Source organism: Burkholderia sp. Tr-20390 (assembly GCF_017104595.1).
Taxonomy (GTDB): Bacteria; Pseudomonadota; Gammaproteobacteria; order Burkholderiales; family Burkholderiaceae; genus Burkholderia.
The window spans coordinates 1-24,293 of sequence record NZ_JAAGPC010000083.1; the positions used below are offsets into that span (position 1 = coordinate 1).

Annotated in this window: 23 protein-coding genes and 1 rRNA gene; 14 read left to right on the forward strand and 10 right to left on the reverse strand. The window is 64.1% G+C overall.

The features are described from left to right. Window positions 1–4: 4 nt before the first annotated feature. Window positions 5–117 (forward strand): 5S ribosomal RNA (rrf, locus tag G3N98_RS21870). 137 nt (window positions 118–254) lie between these two features. On the opposite strand, the gene G3N98_RS21875 is transcribed toward rrf, so the two are convergent. The 4 genes from G3N98_RS21875 to G3N98_RS21890 all read right to left on the reverse strand — a co-directional run bounded on the left by G3N98_RS21875 (window position 255) and on the right by G3N98_RS21890 (window position 2,282). Further along, window positions 255–971, reverse strand: coding sequence for a class I SAM-dependent methyltransferase (locus G3N98_RS21875; RefSeq protein ID WP_206149204.1), 717 nt, complete (start codon window positions 969–971; stop codon window positions 255–257). 106 nt (window positions 972–1,077) lie between these two features. Next, complete coding sequence (locus G3N98_RS21880; protein ID WP_089430070.1) at window positions 1,078–1,374, reverse strand: 4Fe-4S dicluster domain-containing protein; 297 nt, start codon at window positions 1,372–1,374, stop codon at window positions 1,078–1,080. Window positions 1,375–1,376: 2 nt separating this feature from the next. Further along, window positions 1,377–1,685: a hypothetical protein gene (locus G3N98_RS21885; protein WP_089429233.1), complete on the reverse strand. Its 309-nt coding sequence runs from the start codon at window positions 1,683–1,685 to the stop codon at window positions 1,377–1,379. A gap of 12 nt (window positions 1,686–1,697) precedes the next feature. Then, a complete protein-coding gene (locus G3N98_RS21890) occupies window positions 1,698–2,282 on the reverse strand; it encodes a sigma-70 family RNA polymerase sigma factor (protein ID WP_089429234.1) in 585 nt (194 codons plus the stop codon). Between the two features lie 535 nt (window positions 2,283–2,817). On the opposite strand from G3N98_RS21890, the gene G3N98_RS21895 reads away from it, so the two are divergent. After that, entirely contained in the window at window positions 2,818–4,647 is a 1,830-nt protein-coding gene (locus G3N98_RS21895; RefSeq protein ID WP_206149205.1) for a methyl-accepting chemotaxis protein, read from the forward strand. A gap of 49 nt (window positions 4,648–4,696) precedes the next feature. Here the strand turns inward: G3N98_RS21895 and G3N98_RS21900 are convergent, their stop codons facing one another. The 4 genes from G3N98_RS21900 to G3N98_RS21915 all read right to left on the reverse strand — a co-directional run bounded on the left by G3N98_RS21900 (window position 4,697) and on the right by G3N98_RS21915 (window position 6,629). Beyond that, window positions 4,697–5,161, reverse strand: a complete 465-nt coding sequence (locus tag G3N98_RS21900) for a GNAT family N-acetyltransferase (protein ID WP_206149206.1) — start codon at window positions 5,159–5,161, stop codon at window positions 4,697–4,699. 111 nt (window positions 5,162–5,272) lie between these two features. Further along, window positions 5,273–5,644 (reverse strand): nuclear transport factor 2 family protein, encoded by a 372-nt coding sequence (locus G3N98_RS21905; protein WP_206149224.1) that lies wholly within the window; start codon window positions 5,642–5,644, stop codon window positions 5,273–5,275. Between the two features lie 92 nt (window positions 5,645–5,736). Then, complete coding sequence (locus G3N98_RS21910; protein WP_206149207.1) at window positions 5,737–6,336, reverse strand: hypothetical protein; 600 nt, start codon at window positions 6,334–6,336, stop codon at window positions 5,737–5,739. A gap of 101 nt (window positions 6,337–6,437) precedes the next feature. Further along, window positions 6,438–6,629: a hypothetical protein gene (locus G3N98_RS21915; RefSeq protein ID WP_206149208.1), complete on the reverse strand. Its 192-nt coding sequence runs from the start codon at window positions 6,627–6,629 to the stop codon at window positions 6,438–6,440. A 92-nt stretch (window positions 6,630–6,721) separates the two neighbouring features. Between G3N98_RS21915 and G3N98_RS21920 the strand changes: the two genes are divergently transcribed. From G3N98_RS21920 to G3N98_RS21930, 3 genes are all read left to right on the forward strand, one after another. Then, window positions 6,722–8,227 (forward strand): aldehyde dehydrogenase, encoded by a 1,506-nt coding sequence (locus tag G3N98_RS21920; RefSeq protein WP_206149209.1) that lies wholly within the window; start codon window positions 6,722–6,724, stop codon window positions 8,225–8,227. An 81-nt stretch (window positions 8,228–8,308) separates the two neighbouring features. After that, entirely contained in the window at window positions 8,309–9,700 is a 1,392-nt protein-coding gene (locus G3N98_RS21925; protein ID WP_206149210.1) for an aspartate aminotransferase family protein, read from the forward strand. Window positions 9,701–10,000: 300 nt separating this feature from the next. Further along, entirely contained in the window at window positions 10,001–11,386 is a 1,386-nt protein-coding gene (locus G3N98_RS21930) for a cytosine permease (RefSeq protein ID WP_206149211.1), read from the forward strand. A 48-nt stretch (window positions 11,387–11,434) separates the two neighbouring features. Here G3N98_RS21930 and G3N98_RS21935 read toward each other — a convergent pair whose 3' ends face one another. Further along, complete coding sequence (locus tag G3N98_RS21935) at window positions 11,435–12,454, reverse strand: AraC family transcriptional regulator (RefSeq protein WP_206149212.1); 1,020 nt, start codon at window positions 12,452–12,454, stop codon at window positions 11,435–11,437. A 144-nt stretch (window positions 12,455–12,598) separates the two neighbouring features. Here G3N98_RS21935 and G3N98_RS21940 point away from each other — a divergent pair, with 144 nt between their 5' ends. The 3 genes from G3N98_RS21940 to G3N98_RS21950 are packed head-to-tail and all read left to right on the forward strand — an operon-like array spanning window position 12,599 to window position 16,265. Next, complete coding sequence (locus G3N98_RS21940; protein WP_206149213.1) at window positions 12,599–14,266, forward strand: acyl-CoA synthetase; 1,668 nt, start codon at window positions 12,599–12,601, stop codon at window positions 14,264–14,266. 22 nt (window positions 14,267–14,288) lie between these two features. Next, the gene (locus G3N98_RS21945) at window positions 14,289–15,056 is read left to right on the forward strand and encodes a 3-hydroxyacyl-CoA dehydrogenase (RefSeq protein ID WP_089434060.1); all 768 of its coding nucleotides are present in this window, start codon (window positions 14,289–14,291) and stop codon (window positions 15,054–15,056) included. Between the two features lie 18 nt (window positions 15,057–15,074). Continuing rightward, window positions 15,075–16,265, forward strand: a complete 1,191-nt coding sequence (locus G3N98_RS21950) for an acetyl-CoA C-acyltransferase (RefSeq protein ID WP_206149214.1) — start codon at window positions 15,075–15,077, stop codon at window positions 16,263–16,265. A gap of 132 nt (window positions 16,266–16,397) precedes the next feature. Here G3N98_RS21950 and G3N98_RS40360 read toward each other — a convergent pair whose 3' ends face one another. Continuing rightward, window positions 16,398–17,051, reverse strand: a complete 654-nt coding sequence (locus G3N98_RS40360) for a response regulator transcription factor (RefSeq protein WP_175240523.1) — start codon at window positions 17,049–17,051, stop codon at window positions 16,398–16,400. Between the two features lie 293 nt (window positions 17,052–17,344). Here G3N98_RS40360 and G3N98_RS21960 point away from each other — a divergent pair, with 293 nt between their 5' ends. The 6 genes from G3N98_RS21960 to G3N98_RS21985 all read left to right on the forward strand — a co-directional run bounded on the left by G3N98_RS21960 (window position 17,345) and on the right by G3N98_RS21985 (window position 24,290). Next, window positions 17,345–17,977: a DUF1120 domain-containing protein gene (locus G3N98_RS21960; protein ID WP_089476565.1), complete on the forward strand. Its 633-nt coding sequence runs from the start codon at window positions 17,345–17,347 to the stop codon at window positions 17,975–17,977. 296 nt (window positions 17,978–18,273) lie between these two features. Then, the gene (locus G3N98_RS21965; RefSeq protein WP_206149215.1) at window positions 18,274–18,960 is read left to right on the forward strand and encodes a DUF1120 domain-containing protein; all 687 of its coding nucleotides are present in this window, start codon (window positions 18,274–18,276) and stop codon (window positions 18,958–18,960) included. Between the two features lie 211 nt (window positions 18,961–19,171). Then, window positions 19,172–19,813 (forward strand): DUF1120 domain-containing protein, encoded by a 642-nt coding sequence (locus tag G3N98_RS21970; protein ID WP_089476567.1) that lies wholly within the window; start codon window positions 19,172–19,174, stop codon window positions 19,811–19,813. Window positions 19,814–20,333: 520 nt separating this feature from the next. Further along, window positions 20,334–21,107 carry a fimbria/pilus chaperone family protein gene (locus G3N98_RS21975; protein WP_206149216.1) on the forward strand — a complete coding sequence of 258 codons (774 nt, stop codon included), beginning with the start codon at window positions 20,334–20,336 and terminating at the stop codon, window positions 21,105–21,107. Next, a complete protein-coding gene (locus tag G3N98_RS21980) occupies window positions 21,107–23,692 on the forward strand; it encodes a fimbria/pilus outer membrane usher protein (protein WP_206149217.1) in 2,586 nt (861 codons plus the stop codon). The genes G3N98_RS21975 and G3N98_RS21980 overlap by 1 nt, the downstream gene beginning before the upstream one ends. Then, window positions 23,670–24,290, forward strand: a complete 621-nt coding sequence (locus G3N98_RS21985; RefSeq protein ID WP_175240528.1) for a hypothetical protein — start codon at window positions 23,670–23,672, stop codon at window positions 24,288–24,290. The genes G3N98_RS21980 and G3N98_RS21985 overlap by 23 nt, the downstream gene beginning before the upstream one ends. Window positions 24,291–24,293 lie beyond the last annotated feature (3 nt).

Below are 24,293 nucleotides of genomic sequence, written 5' to 3' on the forward strand. Positions count from 1 at the left end.
TTTGCCTGATGACCATAGCGAGTCGGTCCCACCCCTTCCCATCCCGAACAGGACCGTGAAACGACTCTACGCCGATGATAGTGCGGATTCCCGTGTGAAAGTAGGTAATCGTCAGGCTCCCTAAGCCGAAAACCCCCGCCCGAAAGGCGGGGGTTTTTGCATTTCAGCGGCGGAAATGCACAAGAAATCGAAACGGGCGGCGATGTTCTTTAGCCCGAGATCCCATGGAAGAACCGCTTCGACGGCATCGCCACTCAAGAAACGACGACCGTAAATTCAACCCCCGATTCAAAGTCCAGGGTCGTGGTCGAAAACCGCGGGTCGTTGTCGAGGTAGTGCTTGTACGGTCGAACGGCGTCCTCGGCTGTGTACATGTTGTCGGCCAGTACGACCGATCCCGGGCGCAGCAGGCGCTCGATCTGCTTGAAGAGCCTCAGATAGGCGTCGGCCCATACGTCGAAAAACACCATGTCGAACGTACCGTCCAGTTCGGCAACGGTCTCGAATACGTTACCCTCCCGCATGTCGACATAGGCATCCAGGCCCGCCGTCCTGACGTGAGCGCGTAAATGTGCACACTTGAGCGCATCACATTCGGTCGCGATGACAACGCCACGTCCCAACGTGCGCAGCGCCTCGGCGAAATACAGCGTGGATACGCCGCATGAACTGCCGAGTTCAAGGATTCTGGCCGGTCGTTTCGAGAGCACCATGTTGCGCAAGAATCCGCCCGTTTCCGGCGACACGGCCAACGATAGCGGACTGCCTTCGGGGGAATCGAAGTCGTCGTTGGACAGCCCGAACGTTTCGAGAAACCGCCCCCGCAGACGGGGCGCGATCGCTTCGTATTCCTCGGCTAACGACAGAAAATCCTCGTTCGATCCCTGGAACTGCGCACGGGCGCGGGCGACGATTTCGGTCCGGCTCTCTTCGTGGAGCCGCTGCAGAAGAGCGATGGTGGGTGAAGCCATGTGCGTTTCCTTGAAGAGATTGATTCGGTCGACGCAGTATTCAGCGGCGGCATCTCTCATCAGAGATGCCGCGCTGTCGCTCGATATCGGCGATACACGGAGGTTGCTACACCGTACGGGCGAGCGTGATTGCGCGCTCGGGGCACGCCGTCACACATAGTCCGCATGACCGGCACGCGTGCGCATTCGGCGTATAGGCGACCTTCATTCCATGTACACGCTGCTTCAGGCGATGCATCAGATCAAGGCCGAGGTAATCGACTTTGTCGATGCGCCGGATCTCGAACACGTTCTCGGGACAAACGGCGACACAATCCCCTTTGCCTTCGCAACGTTTCAGATCGACGACCGGCGCAATCACACCCGGCTTCTGTTTGCAGCCGCCCGTTGATTTGTCGGGCATGTTCATTCTCCCGTGGGCCGGTTGCTGCCGGATCGCCACGCGGTCCGGAAATGCTCGCGTTCCTCGGGGGTCATGGACTCCCACTTGCGCCAGTGGCGTCGACCGCGCCAGCCGTGATGTCCGCGGAATCCGCCGAACAGGATGCGGCTCAACACGAGCAGGCCCAGCGCATGGGCGAAGTCGATCGTACGGGCGCCGACGAATAGCGCCGGCATGACCCAGTTCCATAACATCATGACGACCCATCCGAGCACGCCTATCGCGATCAACACGAGAAGCGCCTTGCCTGCACATCTGATTCGGAAATTCATCTGTCGATTCCTCTAGGTGTTATCCAGTTCGTCATAAATGGGCTGCAGTCGGGCACGCAAATGCAAGACCGCATAGCGTTTGCGAGCGAGCAGCGTATTGAGCGCGACACCGCTCTGTGCGGCCATTTCCTTGAAAGACTGGCCCTCCAGCTCGTGTGCGATAAATACCTCCCGCTGATTCGTCGGCAACTCGTCGAGCGCATCCTGCAAGGCCTTGAGCACCAGCGTGCGCGCGTAGCGTGCTTCGGGGCCGGCATCATGCGCCGGTAGCGCGAGGTCCAGGCGATACTCACCGTTTGTGTCATCGTCGACCTCGGGCAGATCGGTCAGCGGCTGTTCCTTCTTCTTGCGAAAACGGTCAACGATGCGGTTGCGCGCGGCACGGAAAAGCCATGCACTCGCCTGCTCGATTGGCGCAGGAAGTCGATACGCCTGTACGAATTCGTGAAACACATCCTGCAGGATGTCCTCGGCGTCGTCCGGGTCGCGAATCCGACGCCGGATGAAATTCACTAGCCTCGATCGTTCACGCATCACTGTCGCTGTGATGTCGCGGTCTGGGTCGGTCATCGTGTGCGAAGTGGGTGGCGATTCCATGTGCCTGAAGACGTTTCAGGCGCGCGAATATTGTGGCGAGAGAAAAAAATCTGCTGCCGAACGCGTCGACATTGCGTAATACCCTTTACCGCCGGCCACGAGCCAAGTGGATACCAATCGTAGGCGACCCATCGAGCACGCGTGCCAGAAAGGAATGGATACCGCGTCTCGTCCTTTTGCTTCGATATGCTGAACCCGGTGCGCTCTCGCAGTTGCCCATACGGAAGTCGACCGGACCGTGATGCAGATAGACCGTCAACCCTTCGGCGAACCGGAACATGGCAACCTTCCGCGTATCCGGACGAGCGTTGCCGGTTCTTCAAGGCTCCCTGCTACGCGCCCCGGTCAGCTCGCACGGTATCCGATCTTGTCGGATCGGCCCGTGCGTCTTCCGATCCACGGTTCCGCCGATCCGTTGCCCGCACTGGTCTGGCCAGTCAGGCCTTAAGTTCCCGCAGCCGCTGTCGTTAAACAGGACGTTGCCCGCTTTCGGCGACCCCATTCATATAACGCGGTAACGGAGATCGAAGTCATCATGTTGTCCTCGATTCGTGCACGGATACTCGCGACCTGCGTCGCCATCGTGGTAACGGCGTTGGCCGTGACAGGCGGCCTGGTCTATTACGTCGTCAAGCAACACAACGACGAGACAATCGACCAGAATCACAAGTCGATCCTCGCCGGGCACGCGCTGGCGATCAACGAATGGGTGGCCAGCCGAGGCCGGGAAACCCAGGCACTCGCGGACACGATCCCGATCGGCGAGGGCGACCCGCTGCCGGCGCTGAAGTTGCTTGGGAAGTCGGGCGGCTTCGAGGTATTGACGCTCGGCCTGCCGGACAAGACCGCGTTCTCGAACGTGCCGCTCGCACCCGGCTACGATCCGACATCACGCCCGTGGTACAAGCAGGCCGTCAGCGCCGGCAGCCTGGTCGTGACGGCACTCTATCGTGATGCAACGACCGGCAAGCCGGCTGTCGCGTTCGCGGTGCCCGTGGTGCGCGACGGCACGGTGAAGGGCGTGCTGGCCGCCAGCCTGTTCATGGAGAGCGTGAGCTCGATCGTGACCTCGGTACACCCGACACCCGCGAGCTTCGCATTTCTGGTGGACAAGAGCGGACGCGTGATTGCGTCGGCCAAGACCGACCTGATCATGAAACCGGCAACCGGTCTTTCGCCGGCACTCGACGCCGACCACCTCGGCGCGCTGCAAACCGCGTCCGAGCCCGTCGCGGTCGACATCGACGGCGCCACCAAGCTGCTGCGGGCCCAGCCGATCGCCGGTACCGACTGGTCCCTCGTGCTCGCGCTCGACAAGGCCGACGTGACGGCCGGCATGCGCGCGGTTGCGACGACGACGCTGGCGGCGATCCTGATCGTGGCCGTGATCGCGGCCGCGCTCGTCGGTGCGATGACGAACGCGGCCTTCAAGCGCATCCTGCTGGTTCGCGACGCGCTGACGGATGTCTCGACCGGCAGCGGCGACCTGACGAAACGCCTGCCTGCCGACGGCGCGGACGAAGCCGCGCAGATCGCGCATGCGTTCAACCTGTTCGCCGAAAAGATCAGTACGATCCTGCTGCAGATTCGCGAGTTCAGCGAATCCGTCAACCTCGCGAGCGCCGAGATCGCGCAGGGCAACCAGGATCTGTCCGGCCGGACCGAGCATGCTGCATCGAGCTTGCAGGAAACCGCCGCCGCGCTCGAGGAAATCGCCGGCACGGCCCGCAACTCGGCCGATGCCGCGAGCCAGGTGAGCCGTCTGGCGGAATCGGCGTCGGACGTCGCGGTGCGCGGCGGCACGGTCGTCAGCGAAGTCGTCTCGACGATGAACGAGATCACGCAGGCGTCGAGCGAGATCGCCAACATCGTCGGCGTGATCGACGGCATCGCGTTCCAGACCAACATTCTCGCGTTGAACGCTGCCGTCGAGGCCGCACGTGCGAACGAGCACGGCCGGGGCTTTGCGGTCGTCGCGGGCGAGGTGCGAGCGCTCGCGCAGCGCAGCGCGCAGGCCGCCAAGGAAATCAAGCAGTTGATTCACTCGTCGGTCGAGAAGATCGAGGGAGGCTCGGGACTCGTCCAGACGGCCGGTACGACGATGAACGAAATCGTCGAGGGCGTGCGCAGCATCACGAGCGTGATTGCGGAAATTACCGTCGCCGCCAAGGAGCAGAGCACGGGGATCGAGCAGGTGAATCAGGCGGTGTCGCATCTCGACAATGCGACGCAGCAGAACGCGGCGCTCGTCGAACAGTCGGCGGCGGCCGCGACGTTGCTGCGCGAGCAGGCCGCCAGGCTCGCGCAGACGGTCGGCGAGTTCAAGCTCGAGGACCGCCGCGCGATGACGTTGCAGTCAGCATGAGATGGGCGATACCGGGTGCGTCTGGCGGCGGTGCCGACGGACGTTGCAATCAGATCGTGATCCTCACGATCGGGAAGTACCTGCCCGGGACGACGCTCGATTCCTTTTCGCCGATTTTTTCGGCGCCGAGCGCCAGATAGAACGGAAGCGCATTGGGGTCCGCTTCGATCACGAAGCTTCTGATCCCCCTCGCGGCGCTTTCCCTGCGGACCTCTTCCCACAGTGCCCGGGCGACACCGCGGCCCATGTGGTCGGGATGGACGAACAGCCATCCGGGCGTCGGGCGATCCGATTCCGATGACGCCCGGACCCAGAACCCGATGATTGCCGCGCCGGACTCCGCAACGTATCCGATCGACCCGTCGATCGTCTCCGGCGCAATCGCGAGATCGCTCTGCCACAAGTCCAGCCAGTCCTGCGGATAGCCCCAGTGTGCCTTCGAAATGCGAGCCAGCCGGGTGAGTGCGTCCGCGTCCGCGGTACGGGCAGCGCGTACGGTGAATGCTTGGTGCATCTCGTCTCCTGTGATGGTCGACACCTTCGTCGGGGTATCGCCCGGCTCGCATCGACTCAACGCCGGATTCGCGGGGCTTGCCGACTCGAAGGAACGTCGCGCACGACGCAGCTACGCGACCTGCGATGCATGCCCGGCGACGACGCGCCAGCCAGCGGATGATCGGCGCCAGAGCCGAGTATAGGCAAACATGCCGTCGAACGCCGTGCCGTCGAAATGGCCGGCGAGTCTCGCCTTCGTCGTGGTCAGGATCATCTCGCCGATCGCGTATGCGTGTGTTTCCTGCACATCGAGCCTGTCGAGGCGCAGCAGCTTCGCGCGATGCGCGGCCAGGTCATCTTCCTTCGTGATGACCTGGCCGGTCGGAACGGTGAACACCAGGTCGTCGTCCAGCAACGCATCGAGCGCTTCGACATCGTTGGCCAGCATCGCGGCACGAAGCGCGATTTCGCTGGGTTCGATAGTTGTACGGATTGTATCCATTTCAGGGCCTCGCATCGTCTCCGAAGGTCTGTGGTTCAGCTCATACCGGCGAGCAACAGCAGCAACGAACATACCGCACCGACGAATACCGTCTACCGCGCGTTCGACAGCGATTGGCGCCGGACGAGCATCACCACGCAGATGCCGATCGACGCGACGACGTTGACGGCCGGATAGAACGCGACTGCGACGCTCCACGTGCTCAACGCCAGCAAGGCCAGCGCGTACTTGAGCACGCACAGCGCGAAATACGCGAGGCTCTCGCTCCACGGATCGCGGATCGTCTTGCGGACGGTCGGGCCGAGGCCGGCCAGCTCGATCAGCGTGACCAGACAGATCGAGAGCGTCGGGTCGTTGGTCAGCATCCACAGCGGAATGGCCGACAGGGCCGCGACCAGGAAAAACCAGTCGACGCGTGTCCAGCCGCGTTCTCCCCGAAAGATGCTTGCCACCAGCGTCAGAAAGCAGGTAACGGCAATGGCTGCCGTGCACCACGCGGACGGCCCGGCACCCGCGACGAACTGGCCGGCCGCCGCGATCGCCGTGACGACCGACCACACGAGCCAGGTGAACAGATGCGGGCGAATCGTGCGCCGGTAGATGGCGAGCGCATACGGAATCGCCGCCAGCAAAGACACGGCCGTTCCGATCACGCCGAAGATCGAAGAGGCGCCATGATCGACATTCACCATCGTCAGCATCCTTGTTCCCACTGGCCGACCAGTATGTGGTCGGACTGGGCGGGGTGCAACGTCGTACCGGCCAGGTGTCGCTGCGGATGACACGTCGAATCTCATCGGAAAGCCGATGTGATCACACGCAAACAAACCGCACCAGGATTGCGGCGTGGCAGGAAAACCCACTGCACGACCGCGGAATGAATAGAAATAACCTCTTCAATGAGAAGAAAAACTGTTCTTTCAAATCTCTTTTTGACGACCGACAGTTTGCCAACCGGACGACTGCGGCGATGCGCGGCGGTCATGGGCATCGGTCGTGCCCGCTGGCGTCTTTCGTCGGGTCGAGTTCAGGCGCAGAACAACGCATAAACGCCTGGTCGTCAAAACGGAGTCTTGAATGAACCCAACTTCAGCAGAAACGCTTCAGCACGCGGACTGGAGACGCCTCGCGGCGCAAGTGGTCCCGAGAACGCTCGCGCATATCGGCGGGCGCGGCGTGCCGGCTCGAAGCGGCCGGACGTTTGCCGCGATCAATCCGGCGACGGAGGCCGTCATCGCGGAAGTCGCGTCGTGCGATGCACCGGACGTCGACGACGCAGTGCGTGCCGCGCGTCACGCGTTCGAATCCGGCGTCTGGTCAGGTTGCGCACCGGCCGAGCGCAAGCGCGTGCTGTGCCGGCTTGGCGAACTCATCGCAGCGCACGGCGTGGAGCTCGCGTTGCTCGACTCGCTCAACATGGGCAAGCGCGTGGCGGATGCGTTCAGCATCGACGTGCCGGCCGCGGGCGGCCTGTTCAGCTGGTACGGCGAAGCCGTCGACAAGCTGCACGGCGAAGTCGCGTCGACCGACCCCGGCAACCTCGCGGTCGTCACGCGCGAACCGTTGGGCGTGGTCGGCGCCGTGGTGCCGTGGAATTTTCCGCTCGACATGGTCGCGTGGAAGGTGGCGCCCGCGCTGGCGGCCGGCAACAGTGTCGTGCTGAAGCCGGCGGAACAGTCGCCACTGTCCGCATTGCGTCTCGCGGAACTGGCGCTCGAGGCCGGCCTGCCGCCGGGCGTGCTGAACGTCGTGCCGGGTTACGGCGAAACCGCAGGGCGTGCGCTCGGGCTGCATCCCGACGTGGACGTGCTCGCCTTCACCGGATCGACGGCCGTCGGCAAGAAATTCCTCGAATACGCCGCGCAGTCGAACATGAAGCAGGTGTGGCTCGAGTGCGGCGGCAAGAGCCCGAACCTGGTCTTCGACGATACGGACGATCTCGACCTGGCCGCACGCAAGGCGTGCTTCGGCATCTTCTTCAACCAGGGCGAGGTGTGTTCCGCCAATTCGCGGCTGCTGGTCCAGCGTTCGATTCACGATGCGTTCGTCGACCGGCTGATTGCGCATGCCGCCGCGTTCATGCCGGGCGATCCGCTCGATCCGGCGAGCGGGATGGGCGCCATCGTCGACGAGCAGCAGCATCGGCGCGTGCGCGAGTGGATCGCACGCGGCCGCGATAGCGCGACGCTCGCGATCGGCGGAGGCGCGCCGCGCGTCGACGGCAAGGGCTACTTCATCGAGCCGACGATCTTCATCGACGTGAAGCACGACGACGCCATCGCACGCGAGGAGATCTTCGGGCCGGTGCTGTCGGTGATGGCGTTCGACACCGAGGACGAGGCCGTCCGGCTCGCGAATGATTCGATCTATGGGCTGGCCGCGTCGCTCTGGACCGGCAGCCTGTCGCGCGCGCACCGCGTATCCGGGCGGCTGCGTGCCGGCACGGTGTCCGTCAACACCGTCGATGCGCTGAGCGCGCAGACGCCGTTCGGCGGGTTCCGCCAGTCGGGCTTCGGCCGCGATCTTTCGCTGCATGCGATCGACAAGTACACGGGCCTCAAGACGACCTGGATCAGTTACTGATTCGACGCGGCAGGCCGCACGCGGTTGCGCCGCGCAACACGACCACGCTTTTTATCCACACAACGAACCGGAGACTCGCCCATGAATGCGCCCAACTTTCCGCATCGTACGACACAGGACTATCAACGCAGCGACGCCGCGCATCACCTGCACGCATTCGTCGACCAGAAGGCGCTGAACGAGGAAGGCGCGCGCGTGATGGTGCGCGGCGAAGGTATCCATCTATGGGATAACGACGGCAACCGCTACCTGGACGGCATGTCCGGGCTGTGGTGCACCAACGTCGGCTATGGGCGGCCGGAGCTGGTCGACGCCGCCGCGCGGCAGATGAAGGAACTGTCCTACTACAACATGTTCTTTCATACGACGCACCCGTCGGTGATCGAACTGTCGGAGCGGCTGTTCGCGCTGCTCGGCAATCGCTTCAGTCACGTGGTGTATACCAATTCGGGATCCGAATCGAACGAAGTGCTGATTCGCACCGTGCGGCGGTTCTGGGAAGTGATGGGCAAGCCGCAGAAGAAGGTGCTGATCGGCCGCGTGAACGGCTATCACGGGTCGACGGTGGGCAGCGCGTCGCTGGGCGGGATGGCGTTCATGCATGAAATGGGCGACCTGCCGATTCCGAACATCACGCACGTGGACGAACCGTACTGGTACGCGAATGGCGGCGACCTGAGCCCCGAGGCATTCGGCAAGCAGGCGGCGCTGTCGCTCGAGCGCAAGATCCTCGAGATCGGTGCGGACCGTGTGGCCGCGTTCGTCGCGGAGCCGTTCCAAGGGGCGGGCGGGATGATCTTTCCGCCGGACGGCTACTGGCAGGAGATCGAGCGTATCTGCCGTCAGTATGACGTGCTGCTGTGCGCCGACGAGGTGATCGGCGGCTTCGGCCGCACCGGCGAGTGGTTCGCGCATCGTCACTTCGGCTTCGAACCGGACCTGATCTGCATGGCCAAGGGCCTGACCTCGGGCTACGTGCCGATGGGCGGGCTGATCATGAGCCGGCGCGTCGGCGAGGCGCTGGTCGACAAAGGCGGTGTTTACGCGCACGGGCTGACCTATTCGGGGCACCCGGTCGCGGCCGCCGTCGCACTGGCCAACCTCGACGTGCTCGAGCGCGAAGGCCTCGTCGAGCGGACGAAGACGGATACCGGGCCGTACTTGCAGAAGGCGCTGCGCGATGCGTTCAGCAATCATCCGCTCGTCGGCGAGATCCAGGGTGTGGGTGCGGTCGGCGCGATCCAGTTCGCGAAGAACAAGGCGACGCGCGAGCGCTTTGCGAACGAGGCCGACCTGACCTGGCACAGCCGGACCGTCGGGTTCGAACTCGGCGCGATCGTGCGTTCGACGAACGGCCGACTGATCGTTGCGCCGCCGCTGGTGATCGATCACGCGCAAATCGATGAACTGGTCGACACGATGCGCAAGGCCGTGGATGCCACTGCGCGCGAAGTGCTCGGGATCGACTGCTGACGATTGAGCGACGCGCTTGCGTCCGATGAGCATCGGGCGCAAGCGTGCCAAACCACAGGATCCGGTTCGGAGACGAGCCAATTGCGTGCGGCCACCGGAGCGGAAATCTGACCGGGTGAAGACTGGGTGTCATGGGCGGTGATCGCGATAGGGCGATGTGTCGCTTACTGCGTATTGATAAGGAATGCAAATGGTATGGCCGGCGTGTTGAAGCACGCACGTTTTTGAGCCGGCGACGTATTCCCGGTCACCCTTCAGCCCCCGAATCCATGAACATCACAACAGAAACAAGGAGACGAAATGAGTCAGGGCGAGTCCATTGCTCATCTCGAGGAAAGCACCATCCAGCCGATTCCGCTGACCGAGCGGCACGGCAGCGCGAAGGATCTGTTCACGATCTGGTTCGGGTCGAACATCAGGATGCTGACGATCGTCACCGGATCGCTCGCGACCACGGTGTTCAAGCAGCCGTTCTGGTGGGCGGCGCTCGCCACGCTCGTCGGCAGCCTGATCGGCGCGGTCTTCATGGCGCTGCATTCCGCGCAGGGGCCGCAGCTCGGCGTGCCGCAGATGATCCAGACCCGCGGGCAGTTCGGGTCGTTCGGCGCGCTGCTCGTGGTCGGGCTGGTCGTCGTGATGTACGTGGGCTTCTTCGCATCGAACTGCGTGTTCGGCGGGCAGGCGCTGCACAGCCTGAACGCCGGCATTCCGCTCGATGCGGGCGTGGTGGTGATCGGCCTGATCAGCCTGCTCGGATCGATCTACGGCTACAAGCTGATCCACGCGTATGCGCGGCTGTTGAGCTGGTGCTCGGGCAGCGTGCTCGTGCTGGCGTTCGTGTGGATCATCTTCGTGCACGGATTGCCCGCCGATACGTTCTCGAAGCATTCGCTGAACCTGTCGGGCTTCCTGGGCGCGATGTCGGTCGCCGCGCTGTGGCAGATCGCCTATGCGCCTTACGTATCGGACTATTCGCGCTACCTGCCGCCCGATACCGGGCCGCGCACGGCGTTCTGGTCGAGTTACTGGGGCTGCGTGCTCGGCTCGTTCTTCCCGATGCTGCTCGGTTGCCTGGTAGGGCTCGCGACGCCTGACGGCAATGTCGTGAGCGGCCTCACGGGCCTCACACAAGGGATCAGCGTGCTCGTGATCGTCGTGCTGTCGTTCGGCATCGCGGCCAGCAATGCGATGGAACTGTATTGCGGCGCGCTGTCGGCCATCACCGTGCTGCAGACGCTCTTTCCGTCGTGGTCGGGCAAGGCGCGGGCGCGGGCGATCACCGCGATCGTCCTGTGCGGCATCGCGCTCGCGATCGCGCTGTTCGGGCAGGACAATTTCCTCGCCGGCTACACGAACTTCATCCTGCTGCTGCTGTACGTGCTCGTGCCGTGGACCGCGATCAACCTCGTCGACTATTACCTCGTGTGTCACGGCGAGTACGACGTCGATTCGTTTTTCCGGCAGGACGGCGGCATCTACGGGCGCTTCAATACGATCGCCGTCGGCTCGTATCTCATCGGCATCGTCGCGCAGGCGCCGTTCATGGCGACCGATCTCTATACGGGAGAACTGGCGAGCCGGCTCGGCGGCGCGGACGTGTCGTGGATCGTCGGTTTGTCGCTGACGTCGCTCGTCTACTACGCGGGGTGCAAGCTGTTCTCGCGGCCGCTGCAGGGCGTCGCGTGAGCGTTTCCGTGCCGGCCGGGCATTCGGTGTTGACGACTGCCCGCCGCATCATCCGTTCGCGACCCCCGGCTCCCCCTCCGCCGCATGCACGTCCCGCCGGAACGCACCCGGGCTCGTGCCCGTCCATTTCCGGAATGCGCGATGAAACGCGCTCGGCTCGGTGAAGCCGAGCTCGGCCGCGATCTCCGCGACGCCGAGCGCATGCCCGCGCAGCAGCGACTGCGCCAGCGCGCCGCGCAGCTCGTCCTTGATTGCCGCGAAGCTTTGCCCTTCGCTGCGCAGACGCCGCCGCAGCGTCGCGGGCGTCGTGCCGAGGCGCACGGCCAGCGTATCGAAGTCGGGCCACTCCGCGGCCGGTAGCGCCTTCAACTGCGCGCGCGTCTTCGCGACCCAGCCCGTATCGTGCCGGTAGCGGACGAGCAGGTTGCCGGGCGCGCCGCGCAGGAAGGTCTTCAGCGCCTGCTCGGAACGGATCGTCGGCAGCGCGAGGTATGCGGCGTTGAACGCGAGCCGGCTGTCGGGCCGGTCGAAATGCACGGGCACGCCGAAGAACTGGTGATAGTCGCTGCGCTGGCCGGGGCTCGGGCACGCGAAGTCGATGCGCTGCAGCGGGATGCGCCGGCCGATCAGCCAGCACGCGACGCCAAGGAGGATCAGCCAGAACGTCCGGTACGCGAACGCCGGGTAGGGCGCGCCCGTCTGCGTCAGCACGATCTGCGCCTGCCCGTCGGCCACGATGAGCTCGCCATGCGGCTCGTCCAGCACCACGCGCAGGAACTGCAGCGCGCGCCGCAGCGCCTTGTCGAGCGTGCCGGCGTGCAGCACCGCATGGCACAGCAGCGTGAAGCTGCCGCGCCGCATCGGGCGCGCGGCGAGCCCGAAGAATTCGTCGTCGAGCGCACCGGCGATCGCGAGCCACAGCCTGCCGTACTGCTGCGGCGTAACGGGCTCGCGCACGGCGGCCGGCAGGCCGGCGGCACGCAGCACGGCCTCCGTCGGAAGGCCTTGCCGGCGCAGGCACGCGAGCGCGTCGTCGACGAAATCCGGCGAAATCATCTGCGGCCCCATTTTCCTGCCTCCTCCCGACATGGCAAAAGCGATCACGATTCTAGATTCGGTTTGTCATTGATTGCAATGTACGGGCTGTCTACTATCGAACTATCCCCGTCGCGCCCCTGGCTCGCCGGCGGCCATAACGCACAGGAGACACGCATGTCTGATGGAGCTACCGCCCGCGCGGTGCCGGCCTACGCCGACGCCGTGGCCCGGTTCAGTATCGAGACCGCCGCGCAGCAACTGCACGGCGACCTGGAGCGCGGCCTGAACGCGTGCGTGGAATGCTGCGACCGCCACGCATCGGCGGACGCGATCGCGCTCGACTGGATCGACGCCGGCGGGCAGCACCATCGCTACACGTTTGCGCAGATGAAGGCGCTGTCGGCTCGCGTCGCGAACCTGCTGGTCGCGCTGGGCGTGAAGCCGGGCGACGTGGTGGCGGGCCTGTTGCCGCGCACGCCCGAACTCGTCGCGACGATCCTTGGCACGTGGCGCGCGGGCGCCGTCTACCAGCCGCTGTTCACCGCATTCGGCCCGAAAGCGATCGAGCACCGGCTGCGCATGAGCGACGCACGCCTGGTCGTGACCAACGTCGCGAATCGCGCGAAGCTCGACGAGATCGCCGGTTGCCCGGCCGTTGCGACGGTGCGCGAGCCGGGCGAGACGCTGCCGGAAAGCGACATCGATTTCCGCGCGGCGCTCGATGCGCAGTCGGACGCGTTCGAGCCGGTGCTGCGCACGGGCACGGACCTGTTCATGATGATGTCGACGTCGGGTACGACGGGGTTGCCGAAAGGCGTGCCGGTGCCGCTGCGCGCGCTGCTCGCATTCGGCGCATACATGCGCGACGCGGTGGACCTGCGTGCCGGCGACCGATTCTGGAACATCGCCGATCCGGGCTGGGCGTACGGCCTCTATTACGCGATCACGGGCCCGCTGTTGCTCGGCCACGCGACGACACTCTACGAAGGCGGTTTCACGGTCGACAGCACGTACGACGTGATCGAACGCCTCGGGATCACGAGCCTCGCCGGCTCGCCGACGGCCTACCGGATGCTGATGGCGGCCGGCACGGAGGCGGCGGCGCGGCTGAAGGGCAAGCTGCGCGTGGTCAGCAGCGCGGGCGAACCGTTGAATCCGGAAGTCGTGCGCTGGTTCGACGCGGCGCTCGGCGCGCCGATCTACGATCACTACGGTCAGACCGAACTCGGGATGGTCGTGAACAACCACCACGGCCTCGCGCATGTGGTCCACGCCGGGTCGGCCGGCTTTGCGATGCCCGGCTACCGCGTCGCGGTGCTCGACGACGCGAGCCGCGAGCTCGGCCCCGGCGAGCCGGGCAACCTCGCGATCGACATCGCGCGCTCGCCGCTGCTGTGGTTCCACGGCTACTGGCAGCAGGACACGCCGGCGATCGCGGGCGGCTATTACCGGACCGGCGACAACGTCGAGCTGGAGCCGGACGGCACCGTGAGCTTCATCGGCCGCGCGGACGACGTGATCACGTCGTCCGGCTACCGGATCGGCCCGTTCGACGTGGAAAGCGCGCTGATCGAGCATCCGGCCGTGAGCGAGGCCGCCGTCATCGGCGTGCCTGATGCGGAGCGCACGGAGATCGTCAAGGCGTTCGTCGTGCTGTCGAAAGACTACGACGGCACGCCGGCGCTGGCCGAGGAACTGAGCCTGCACGTGAAGCGGCGGCTGTCCGCTCACGCCTATCCGCGCGCGATCGACTTCGTCGACGCGCTGCCTAAAACCCCGAGCGGCAAGATCCAGCGCTTCGTGTTGCGCAAGATGGAAGCCGAGAAGGCCGCTCAACCCTGAACACAACCTGTACGGACTGCGAATGGATATCAAGGATCGCGTTTTTCTGATCACGGGCGCCGGTTCCGGCCTCGGCGCCGCGGTGGCGCGCATGGTGGTCGCGGAAGGCGGCAAGGCCGTGCTGCTGGACGTCAACGAAGAAGCCGGCGCGGGCCTCGCGCACGAGCTTGGCGCGGCTGCGCGCTTCGTGAAGACGGACGTGACGAGCGAAGCCGATGGGCAGGCGGCCGTCGCCGCCGCGCGTGACGCGTTCGGCCGCATCGACGCGCTCGTCAACTGCGCGGGCGTCGCGCCGGGCGAGAAGGTGGTGGGCCGCGAGGGCCCGCATTCGCTCGACCGCTTCGCACGCGCGGTGTCGATCAATCTGGTCGGCACGTTCAACATGATCCGCCTGGCCGCCGACGCGATGTCGAAGCAGGAGCCCAATGCGGAAGGCGAGCGCGGCGTGATCGTCAACACCGCGTCGGTCGCGGCGTTCGACGGGCAGATCGGGCAGGCCGCGTATGCGGCGTCGAAGAGCGGTGTGGTGGGCATGACGCTGCCGATCGCGCGCGAGCTCGCGCGTTTCGGCATTCGCGTCGTGACGGTCGCGCCGGGCATCTTCGCGACGCCGATGATGGCCGGCATGCCGCAGGACGTGCAGGATGCGCTTGGCAAGAGCGTGCCGTTCCCGCCGCGGCTCGGCCGCCCGGAAGAATTTGCGGCGCTGGTGCGCCACATCGCCGAGAACACGATGCTGAACGGCGAAGTCATCCGTCTCGATGGCGCGTTGCGCATGGCACCGCGCTGACACTGGAGGAAACGAATCATGACGACTCAGGATCCGATCGTAATCGTGGGTATGGCGCGTACGCCGATGGGCGGTTTTCAGGGCGACCTGGCGGCTGCCAGCGCGAGCGACCTCGGCGCGGTAGCGATTCGCGCGGCGCTCGAGCGCGCGAACGTGCCGGCCGAGCGCATCGATGAAATCGTGTTCGGCTGCGTGCTGCCGGCGGGCCAGGGCCAGGCGCCGGCGCGGCAGGCCGCGCTGAAGGCCGGGCTGCCGCTCGCCGCAGGTGCGACCACGGTCAACAAGATGTGCGGCTCGGGGATGAAGGCCGCGATGTTCGCGCACGACCTGCTGCTGGCGGGCTCGGCAGGCGTGGCCGTCGCGGGCGGGATGGAGAGCATGACGAATGCGCCGTACCTGCTGCCGAAGGCGCGCGCGGGGATGCGGATGGGTCACGGGCAGGTGCTCGATCACATGTTCCTCGACGGGCTCGAGGACGCGTACGAGAAAGGCCGCCTGATGGGCACGTTCGCCGAGGATTGCGCGCAGGCGTACCAGTTCACGCGCGAGGCGCAGGATGCGTTCGCGATCGCGTCGCTGACGCGCGCGCAACGGGCGATCGCCGACGGGCACTTCGTGTCGGAGATCGCGCCGGTGACCGTGAAGGCCGGCAAGACCGAAACGGTCGTGTCGATCGACGAACAGCCGGGCAAGGCGAAGCTCGACAAGATCCCGACGCTGAAGGCTGCGTTCCGCGATGGCGGTACGGTGACGGCCGCGAATGCGTCGTCGATCTCGGACGGCGCGGCCGCGCTCGTGATGATGCGCCGCTCGGAAGCCGAGCGCCTCGGCCTCACGCCGAAGGCCGTGATCGTCGGGCATTCGACCTACGCGGATAAGCCGGGCCTGTTCGCGACCGCGCCGATCGGCGCGCTGCGCAAGCTGTCGGAGAAGACCAGCTGGAACCTGCGCGACGTCGACCTGTTCGAGATCAACGAAGCATTCGCGGTGGTGCCGATGGCCGCGATGCGCGATCTCGACCTGCCGCACGAGAAGGTCAACGTGCACGGCGGCGCGTGCGCGCTGGGGCATCCGATCGGTGCATCGGGCGCGCGCGTGATGGTGACGCTGCTGGCCGCGCTCGAAACGTACGGGTTGAAGCGCGGCGTCGCGTCGCTGTGCATCGGCGGCGGCGAGGCGACGGCGATCGCGATCGAGCGCATCGCGTAACGTATCAAGCGTAGTTCGCACGCTGCGACGCGGGCGACGGGTATCGTGCGGGATTCTCTCGTGCGCTGCTCGTCGCCCGTTTTGTTTTTGGAGGCCTCGTATGGGCCTGTTGATCAATCGATACGAAACCCGCTAGGATGTGACCAAACCGTTTCGTTGTGCGACCTTTACGAGTTCCACCATATTCGAAGTGTGGAGCTTGCTCATGAGACGTACCTTATAGGTACTCACCGTTTTGTGACTGAGCATGAGGGTACGTCCGATTTCCTGGTTGTTCATTCCTTTAACCAGCAGGCCGAGGACCATCATTTCGCGGTCGGTGAGGCCATCGAGTCCTGCGGTCGCGCCGGTGCCTTCACTCGTCGCGACCTCCTGCAAGTTTTCGCGGAGCATGTTGGTGACCACCTGCGGGAAATACGAATAGCCGGCGAGCAAGGCCTTCACGGCCTTGGATATTTCATCCAGCCCGTCGTCCTTGCAAACGAAGCCTGACGCGCCGGCTTGCAGGCAACGCATTGCATAGTTGCGCGTGTCACCGGACGTGAGCACCAGGATGCCGGCGTTCAGTTCGGTGCCGCGCAGGCGCTCCATGACCGAGAAGCCGTCCAGATCGGGAATGACCAGATCCAGGACAACCAGATCGGGCTTGAGCGTCCGGACAGCCTGGACGCCGTCCACCCCCGTGCGGCATTCCGCGACGACTTCATGGCCGTCCTGCTCCAGGACCATTCGTACCGCCATTCGAATCAGCGGGTGGTCGTCCACGATCACAATACGACGATTCACTGTCCCCTCTGCGCAATTGATCTCTATTGGCCAAACACACCATCCATAAGCTGGTGGCCCCTCTGGCGAATGTTTGTTTGGATGATATTGCCGCTAACCATACTTGAACGCAGATTGATCGCGAATGGGCTGAGTGGCTGGTCAGATATTTCCCGGTGAAAAACAGACTCTTCCGAATGGCCTGTCCCGGGGCCTGGGCGGTAAATTTGTTCACGCGATGGCGCCACGGTTTTTCCGGAGTCAGCACGTTTGGCGGACCATCATTTTTCGGCTCATATTGATCGGAGTAAGACATGAAGAAGAAACTCGCGGGATTGGGACTCGTAGCTGGTGTATTGGCCGTTGCCGGTCATGCGCAGGCGGAAACCTCCGCGGAGATCAAGATCACCGGCAAGATCTTGCCCGATGCGTGCAATCTCACGATCGGCAACGGTGGTGTCTATGATTTCGGCTCCATCGCGTCGGCAAATCTTTACCAGGATAAGACGACGCAACTCCCGGGCAAGCTTCAGACCGTGTCCATCTCCTGCAATGCGGCCGCCAAGGTTGCGTTGAACGTGCGGGACAATCGGTCCGGCACGGCCGCCGGCGGCGCGGGCGACGACACCGAATTCGGCCTGGGCAACGGCAAGGTTGGCTACTACACGCTGAGTCTGGGCGGTGCCACGGGTGACAACAGCGGTGTGGATATCGTGGCCGCTCCGGCTGGATCCGACGCGTGGGCTTCCGATGCGGCGGGGCTGATGACGAAAGGCAGCGCGCGCAAATCGTTTGCGAAACCTGGCGACGTGACGCCCGGCGCATACAAGACCGTCACGGCCAATCTGACCGTGATCCCGACGATCAACAAACTGTCGGAACTGGATCTATCCGGCGGCAGTGTCGATCTGGATGGCTCGGCGACTATCGAAATGGCCTATCTGTAAACAGGTGAGATCCGGACTGGATCAGGATGTCGGACGGCTGCAACGGCTGACGTTCGAGTCGCATCTCTCGAGCGCCTGCGTTAGCGCGGAGGCCTGAGTGACGAGATACCGGTCCGTATTGCTGCCGTTGGTGGGGGCTGGAATTGGCGTAGCGGCTGTCGACGCATGGGCTCCGGATGCCGCGTGTCTGCCAGCGCTCGGGCGATCGTGCCTTCGAGAGACGCACGTGGGAATGAGGTGAATCGAACCGTCGGCACGACGCACCTAGCGGAAAATGATTCGCAATCCGAATGATAATGCTGGAAGCGGACGACCATGCCATTCCAAACGAAAGGGATATTCAGATGAGCTTGAAGCAGTGGTGTGTACGTTCCGTGCTCGCCTGCACTTTGTCGAGCACGGGCGCGGCATCGGCGGACGATCTTAAATTCAACGGCCAGGTCGACCTGAGTCTCAACGGTCAAATCAGATCGGTCGGCGCGTGCAACTTGACGCTGGAAAACGGCGGCGTCGTCGATATCGGCAATCTGTCGAAAGACGATTTTCCCAAGGATTCGTACTTTACGCTTGAACGCAGCATGTCGTTTCAGGTGGGCTGTCCGCGCCCGACCAAGGTCGGATTCGTGCTGATCGACAACGTCGGTGCAGGCGATCAGCACGATCAATCATTTAGTCTGAGCAATCCGAAAATTGGTTCGTACTACATGGGGTTAAGTACCGGTGACTACCGCGTGGTCGACGGAAAAAGAGCGCAATCGCTTCTCCACTCCTATGGCGACACGTGGGAGAGCGCTTCCTGGGGGGGATGGCATGTGATCCGCGGGCGTACCTATTCATGGGGTGTTGGAGGATCGGATCCGGCGGCGGGCACGTGGATGCAAGACATGTTGCGGATCTCGGTCTCTTTCAAGCCTCAAGACATTCCGTTCACCGACGAGATGGAGATCGCCGGTTCCGCGACCCTCGAACTTGTATACCTGTAGCGACCGCTCATTTCGTGGCTGACTCCGCTTGTCGGTCCACTGTGTTCGAGGGAAGTTCTTCAAACCCTGACGGTGGCGCGGGTTTGGAAATAACAGGCACCGGGTGGTCAATGTATCCGCGTGGTGGAGCGATGGTTTGTCCGATATCGGCACGTGTGATGCTTGACTCGGGCCTTCATTTTTTTGGTTCGTTTTCTATTGGAATAAGGCGATGAAGAAGAAACTCGCAGGACTGGGGCTGGTTGTCGGTTCATTGGTCGCTGCCGGTCATGCGCAGGCGGACACGTCGACGGAGATCAAGGTCGCCGGCAAGATCGTGCCCGATGGTGCGTGCAATCTCACGATCAGCAACGGCGGCGTCTATGATTTTGGCGTCATCGCGTCGGAAAATCTTCACCAGAACAAGACGACACAATTCGTTCCCAAGTCGCAGACTGTCGCCGTGACCTGCAATGCAGCCACCAAGGTCGCGTTGAGCGTGCGGGACAACCGCGCGGGTACGGCCGCCGGCGGCACGGGAGAAGACTTCGAGTTCGGCCTGGGCAAGGGGAAGGTCGGCTACTACACACTGACCGCTTTCAGCGCCATGAGCGACGGCGGTGACGCCAAGCTGGATGTCCTGGCGGCTCCGGCTGGATCCAACGCGTGGGCTTACGACGAGGCGAGGCTGATGACGAAAGGTAGCGCGCGCAAAGCGTTTGCGGATCCAGGCAGCTTGACGCCGGGCGCATACAAGTCCATCGCAATCTATTTAGCGGCGACCCTGACGATCAACAAATTGTCGGACTTGGATCTTTCCAGTGGCAATGTCGATCTGGATGGTTCGGCGACCCTCGATCTGACCTATCTGTAAAAAGGCGCGGTCGGAGCGGGCCCGGACGGCTGACGTTCGGCCTGTCGTTTCCCGAACGCTCATTTTCGGCAGGCAGATCAATGACGGGAATGGGCCCAGCAACCGGCCAAGGTCGGATTCGACGTGACCGACAATCGCGCCGGTACGCAACTGCCTTGGCCTTATAAACGGGGAAGAGGATCCGGACCCGATGAGATCGCTTGCGCGACCGTCCCTGTTCGTGGAAAGGCCGTGCTGGCGGGCAGGGGAGCGGCCCGTGGCGCTCGAGACACCGACGAGCCGGTTTCCGCCATCGTTCATTTCGAAGCCGGCATCGTTGTTCACGGATGATCTCGTGACCGAGGGTCTCGCCACGCTGGAACCCCGCTACCTGTAACGTCCGCCCTCTCGAATAGCGCGCTTGGCGGTAACCGCCACATCGCCGCAGCGGCCTCTTCCGCTGCTCTCGTTGAATTTCCTCAAAACTCGGACGTGACAGTCATTCTCGTCCATAAAATCCATTTAAGTTGGATTGCTAATCATGTGCAGCCGTGTCGTGTGTCTATCGTCTCATCTTCAGTTTTTCTCGTCGTGCCGGCATGCATTGGCGAAGGCCATTCTGACGGCTGGATTGCCGATATGCCTGAGCGTTCCGGCCGTTGCGCAAGCGTCGGGCGTCCTGCCGGAATCTTCCGTGGTGATCCTGAACGAAGCGGACGGCGAAGCCACGATGAATGTGAAGAATACAGAGTCGATTCCGCTGCTGCTGCATGCATCCATACAGAACACGCCGGAAGATCAAGCGTTGCTGGTCGTGGCGGTGCCGCCGGTGAGCCGGGTGGAAGGCCAGGATACGCAACTGGTGCGATTCCTGCTGCAGAGCCCGGCGCCGCTCCAGGTGCAACGGCTCAAACGCGTGACGTTCGAGGGCATTCCACCCAAGGGCCCCGACGGCAAGGCGCGCATCAGCATGACGATTCGCCAGAATCTGCCGTTGATCATCCATCCCGCCAAGCTCGCGAAGCACGCCTCACCCTGGACGCTGCTGCAGTGGTCGGTCGCGGACGGCAAGCTGCGCGTGCGCAACGACAGCCCGTATGTGGTGCGTCTGGGGCAAGGCGTGCAACTTCTGCCGGAAAAGACCGCCGTGGATCTGGGCAAGACCTATGTGCTACCCGAAAGCACCGTGGAAGTCTCGCTGCCGAAGGGGGCCGGTGCGCGGGCAACCGGCGTCAAACTGTCGCCGGCGACGATCTACGGCTACGAAGTCGACAGCTACGAGGCCCCGCTCGTCAACCTCGCGACGCAACAGTAATGCGGCTCGATCGTGCCGCGCGCCCGGTACGGCCCCAACGCGAATCGAACGCGTACCGCAATGGGACGGCCGCATCGCTGTTGATGTTGCTGGCGAGTGCCTACCCGTCGCGGGCGCACGCGCAGACAGCCACGCCGCCTGACACGGCATCCGCCGTCCAAGCGACGACCACGGAAACCGCGTTCGATCCGGCGTCCGTCGATGCAGCCTTCAACTTCGATACGAGCATCCTGCAGCAGCGCGGGCTCGATCCACAGATCGCCGACTATTTCCGCACCATGCCGCGGTATCGGCCTGGCCGCAGCCGCGTTGTCGTCTACGTCAACGACATTCGGCGAGGGCGGATCAATACGCGGTTCGACGAGAACGGCGCGCCGTGCTTCGATCGCGCGTTTCTGGATGCGGCCGGAATGGTTGTGCCCGACGCAAAGTACGCGATACCCGGCGATGCGGAACCCGACACGTGCTACGACTTCGCGCGGGCATTCCCCGGCACGGATGTGGCGCTCAAGCCGGGGCGGGAAGAGGTTCGGCTCGTCGTACCGACCACGGCGCTTCGTCAGGCGGTGGCGGATTTCTCCGGTTACAGCCGGGGCGGCAACGCGGCGCTGCTGAACTACGAGCTGATGACCCTGCGCAGCGAGGCGAGCGGCATGCCGGGCTCGAACTTCCTGTCGCTCAACACCGAAATCGGCGTGAACGCCGGCGACTGGATCCTGCGCAGCCGCGCCTATTCTCAACGTCAGGACAATTCAGGATTCCAGAGTCGCCACCTCTACGCATACGGCCAGCGAACCTGGCTGCGATGGGGCGCCACGTTACAGGCCGGACAGATCAATATCGCCAACTCCGTGCTGACCGGCGCGCCGTTGACCGGCATCCAGGTGTTTCCCGATGCCGCGCTGAGCAAGCAGGAGCGCAACATCGTCATGGTCGAAGGCGTCGCGCAATCGCAAGCGCGCGTCGAGGTGCGCCAGGCGGGCGGGTTGATCTATACCACGGTCGTGCCGGTCGGCCCCTTCTCGCTTACGGACTTGCCGCTGCTCAACGACAGCAACGACCTGGAGGTGACCGTCATCGAGTCCGATGGTGCGCGACGCAGCTTCGTCGTGCCCGCTGCGTCGATCGGCGCGGGGGCGCTCGGGCAGCGGCCGGGCTACGCGTTCGCGCTGGGCAAGCGTCGCAATCTCGACGGCAACAAGGCCCGCAATCCGTGGGTGGCGAGCGCGAGCGGCAACTGGGCGCTTGGCAAGCGCGGTAATGTCGGCGTGGCAGCGCTGTTCGCTCCCGGATACCAGGCCGCCAGTTGGGGCGTGGATATGCGCGTGTCGCAGTCGAGCAGCGTCAAGTTGCAGCAGCGTATGTCGTTGCAGGCCACGAAGTCGGGCACGGAAATCGAGGTCTCGGGCATTTTCGGCGGGTTGCACGAGAACCTGAGCATGAGCTTCAGCAGTGCGTATCAGAGCAACGGCTATCGCACGCTGGACGATTTCACCGTCGATGTCGACCGGACCGGGTTCGCTGCATCGCGTTACCGGAGCCGGCATACCGCAGCGCTGGCCTGGTCCGATGCCAGGCTGGGCGGTCTGACGTTCGGCTACGCATTCACGAATCAACAGAACGGGGAGCGTACGCAGCGGCTGAACCTTTCGTGGGGCAAGAGCTTCGCGTTCGGCACCGTGTCGCTTAACGTCGAGCGCGATCTCAGCCCGCGCCGGGAGGACCGATATTACGGGAGCCGTGCATATGACAGGCCCGGCAACACCTATTACGCGTCGTTGAGCATCCCGTTCGGCAAGCGCAGTGTCCGCACCTATGCAAGCAATGCGAGCGGCTATACGCGTTTCGGCGCCAGCTACAGCGAGCGGATCGGCGATAACCTGAATTACTCGGTCAACGTGGATCGCAACACGCGCGACCGGAGCAACGCGGTGGCAGGTCAAATGGCGGCGACGCCGCGCATTGCCCAGGTCAACCTGGGTTTCTCCGATACCGGCAAGCGCGCCCGGTCGTATTACGCCGGGGCCTCGGGCGGCGTGGTGCTGCACGCGAACGGGGTGACGCTCTCTCCCTATCCCGTGCAGGACACGTTCGGCATCGTGTCGGCGTCGGGCGTATCGAACGTGAAGATCAATACGCCGCAGGGGCCGGTGTGGACCGACCTCTGGGGGCGTGCGGTGGTGCCCCGGCTCTCTGCATACAGCAGCAATCGCGTGGAGGTGATGACCCATACCTTGCCGCGCAACGTCGATATCGGCAACGGTACCCGGCAGGTCGATCCGGGGCGCGGATCGGTGAACCGGATCGACTTCGAACTTGCCCGCGTGCGCCGGGTGCTGCTCAATGCGCGCGACGCCGACGGCAATCCGCTGCCCGCCGGCGCCTATGTGCTGGATGGCCGCCAGCGATATGTCGGCATGGTGCTAGAGCAGGGGCAGGTGTTTCTGAACAACGGCGCCGGCGACGAGGTGTTGCAGGTGGCGTTGCCGGACGGCAGGCAGTGCCGGTTGCAATATGCATTGCCCGAGCCCTCGGGTTCCGGTGCGCTGTTCGAAAGCGCCGATGCCCGATGCATTCTTCAATGAGCCCCTGGCTTCGAGAGACGACATGTTGCAACAACCGAAACGCATTCGCCGGTGGGCGTGGACGATGTGCGCGGGCCTGAGCCTGGGCGGAGCCGCACAGGCCGCGGACAATTGCCGGATGCATACCGGGCACGCACAACTCGACTACGGTGCCCAGTACCGGCAAACCATTCTGGGGCAGCCCGCATCGCCCTTCGGATACTCGTTGGGAAAACGCCTCGTGTCGGTGAGCATCTTCTGCAAGGAGCCGGTGCGCATGGCGATTTTCCTTCGCGGCGATGCGCTCGACGACGGCGCGTTTCGCTTCGGTCAGCAGGGCGTGCTTTCCGTGACAGCCGGCGACGCCAATCTGGATGGCAGGTCCGTTGCATTGGGCCGTGTCGAGCATGCCGGTCAGCAACCGTCGGAGCCGGCCGGCAGAGTCGGCTTGCATCCGCGCTCGGGCGTTGTCGTCTTGGCGCACGGCGTGCCGGAGGCGGGGAGCCGGTTGAGTTTGCAACTGGAACTGGAACCCGTGATTCCGCGCAGCGCGGTCGACGTCGTCAACAGCGAATCGCACTGGTCCAGCAGCCATGCGCTGGAGCTGGTTCCGTTCTGAAGG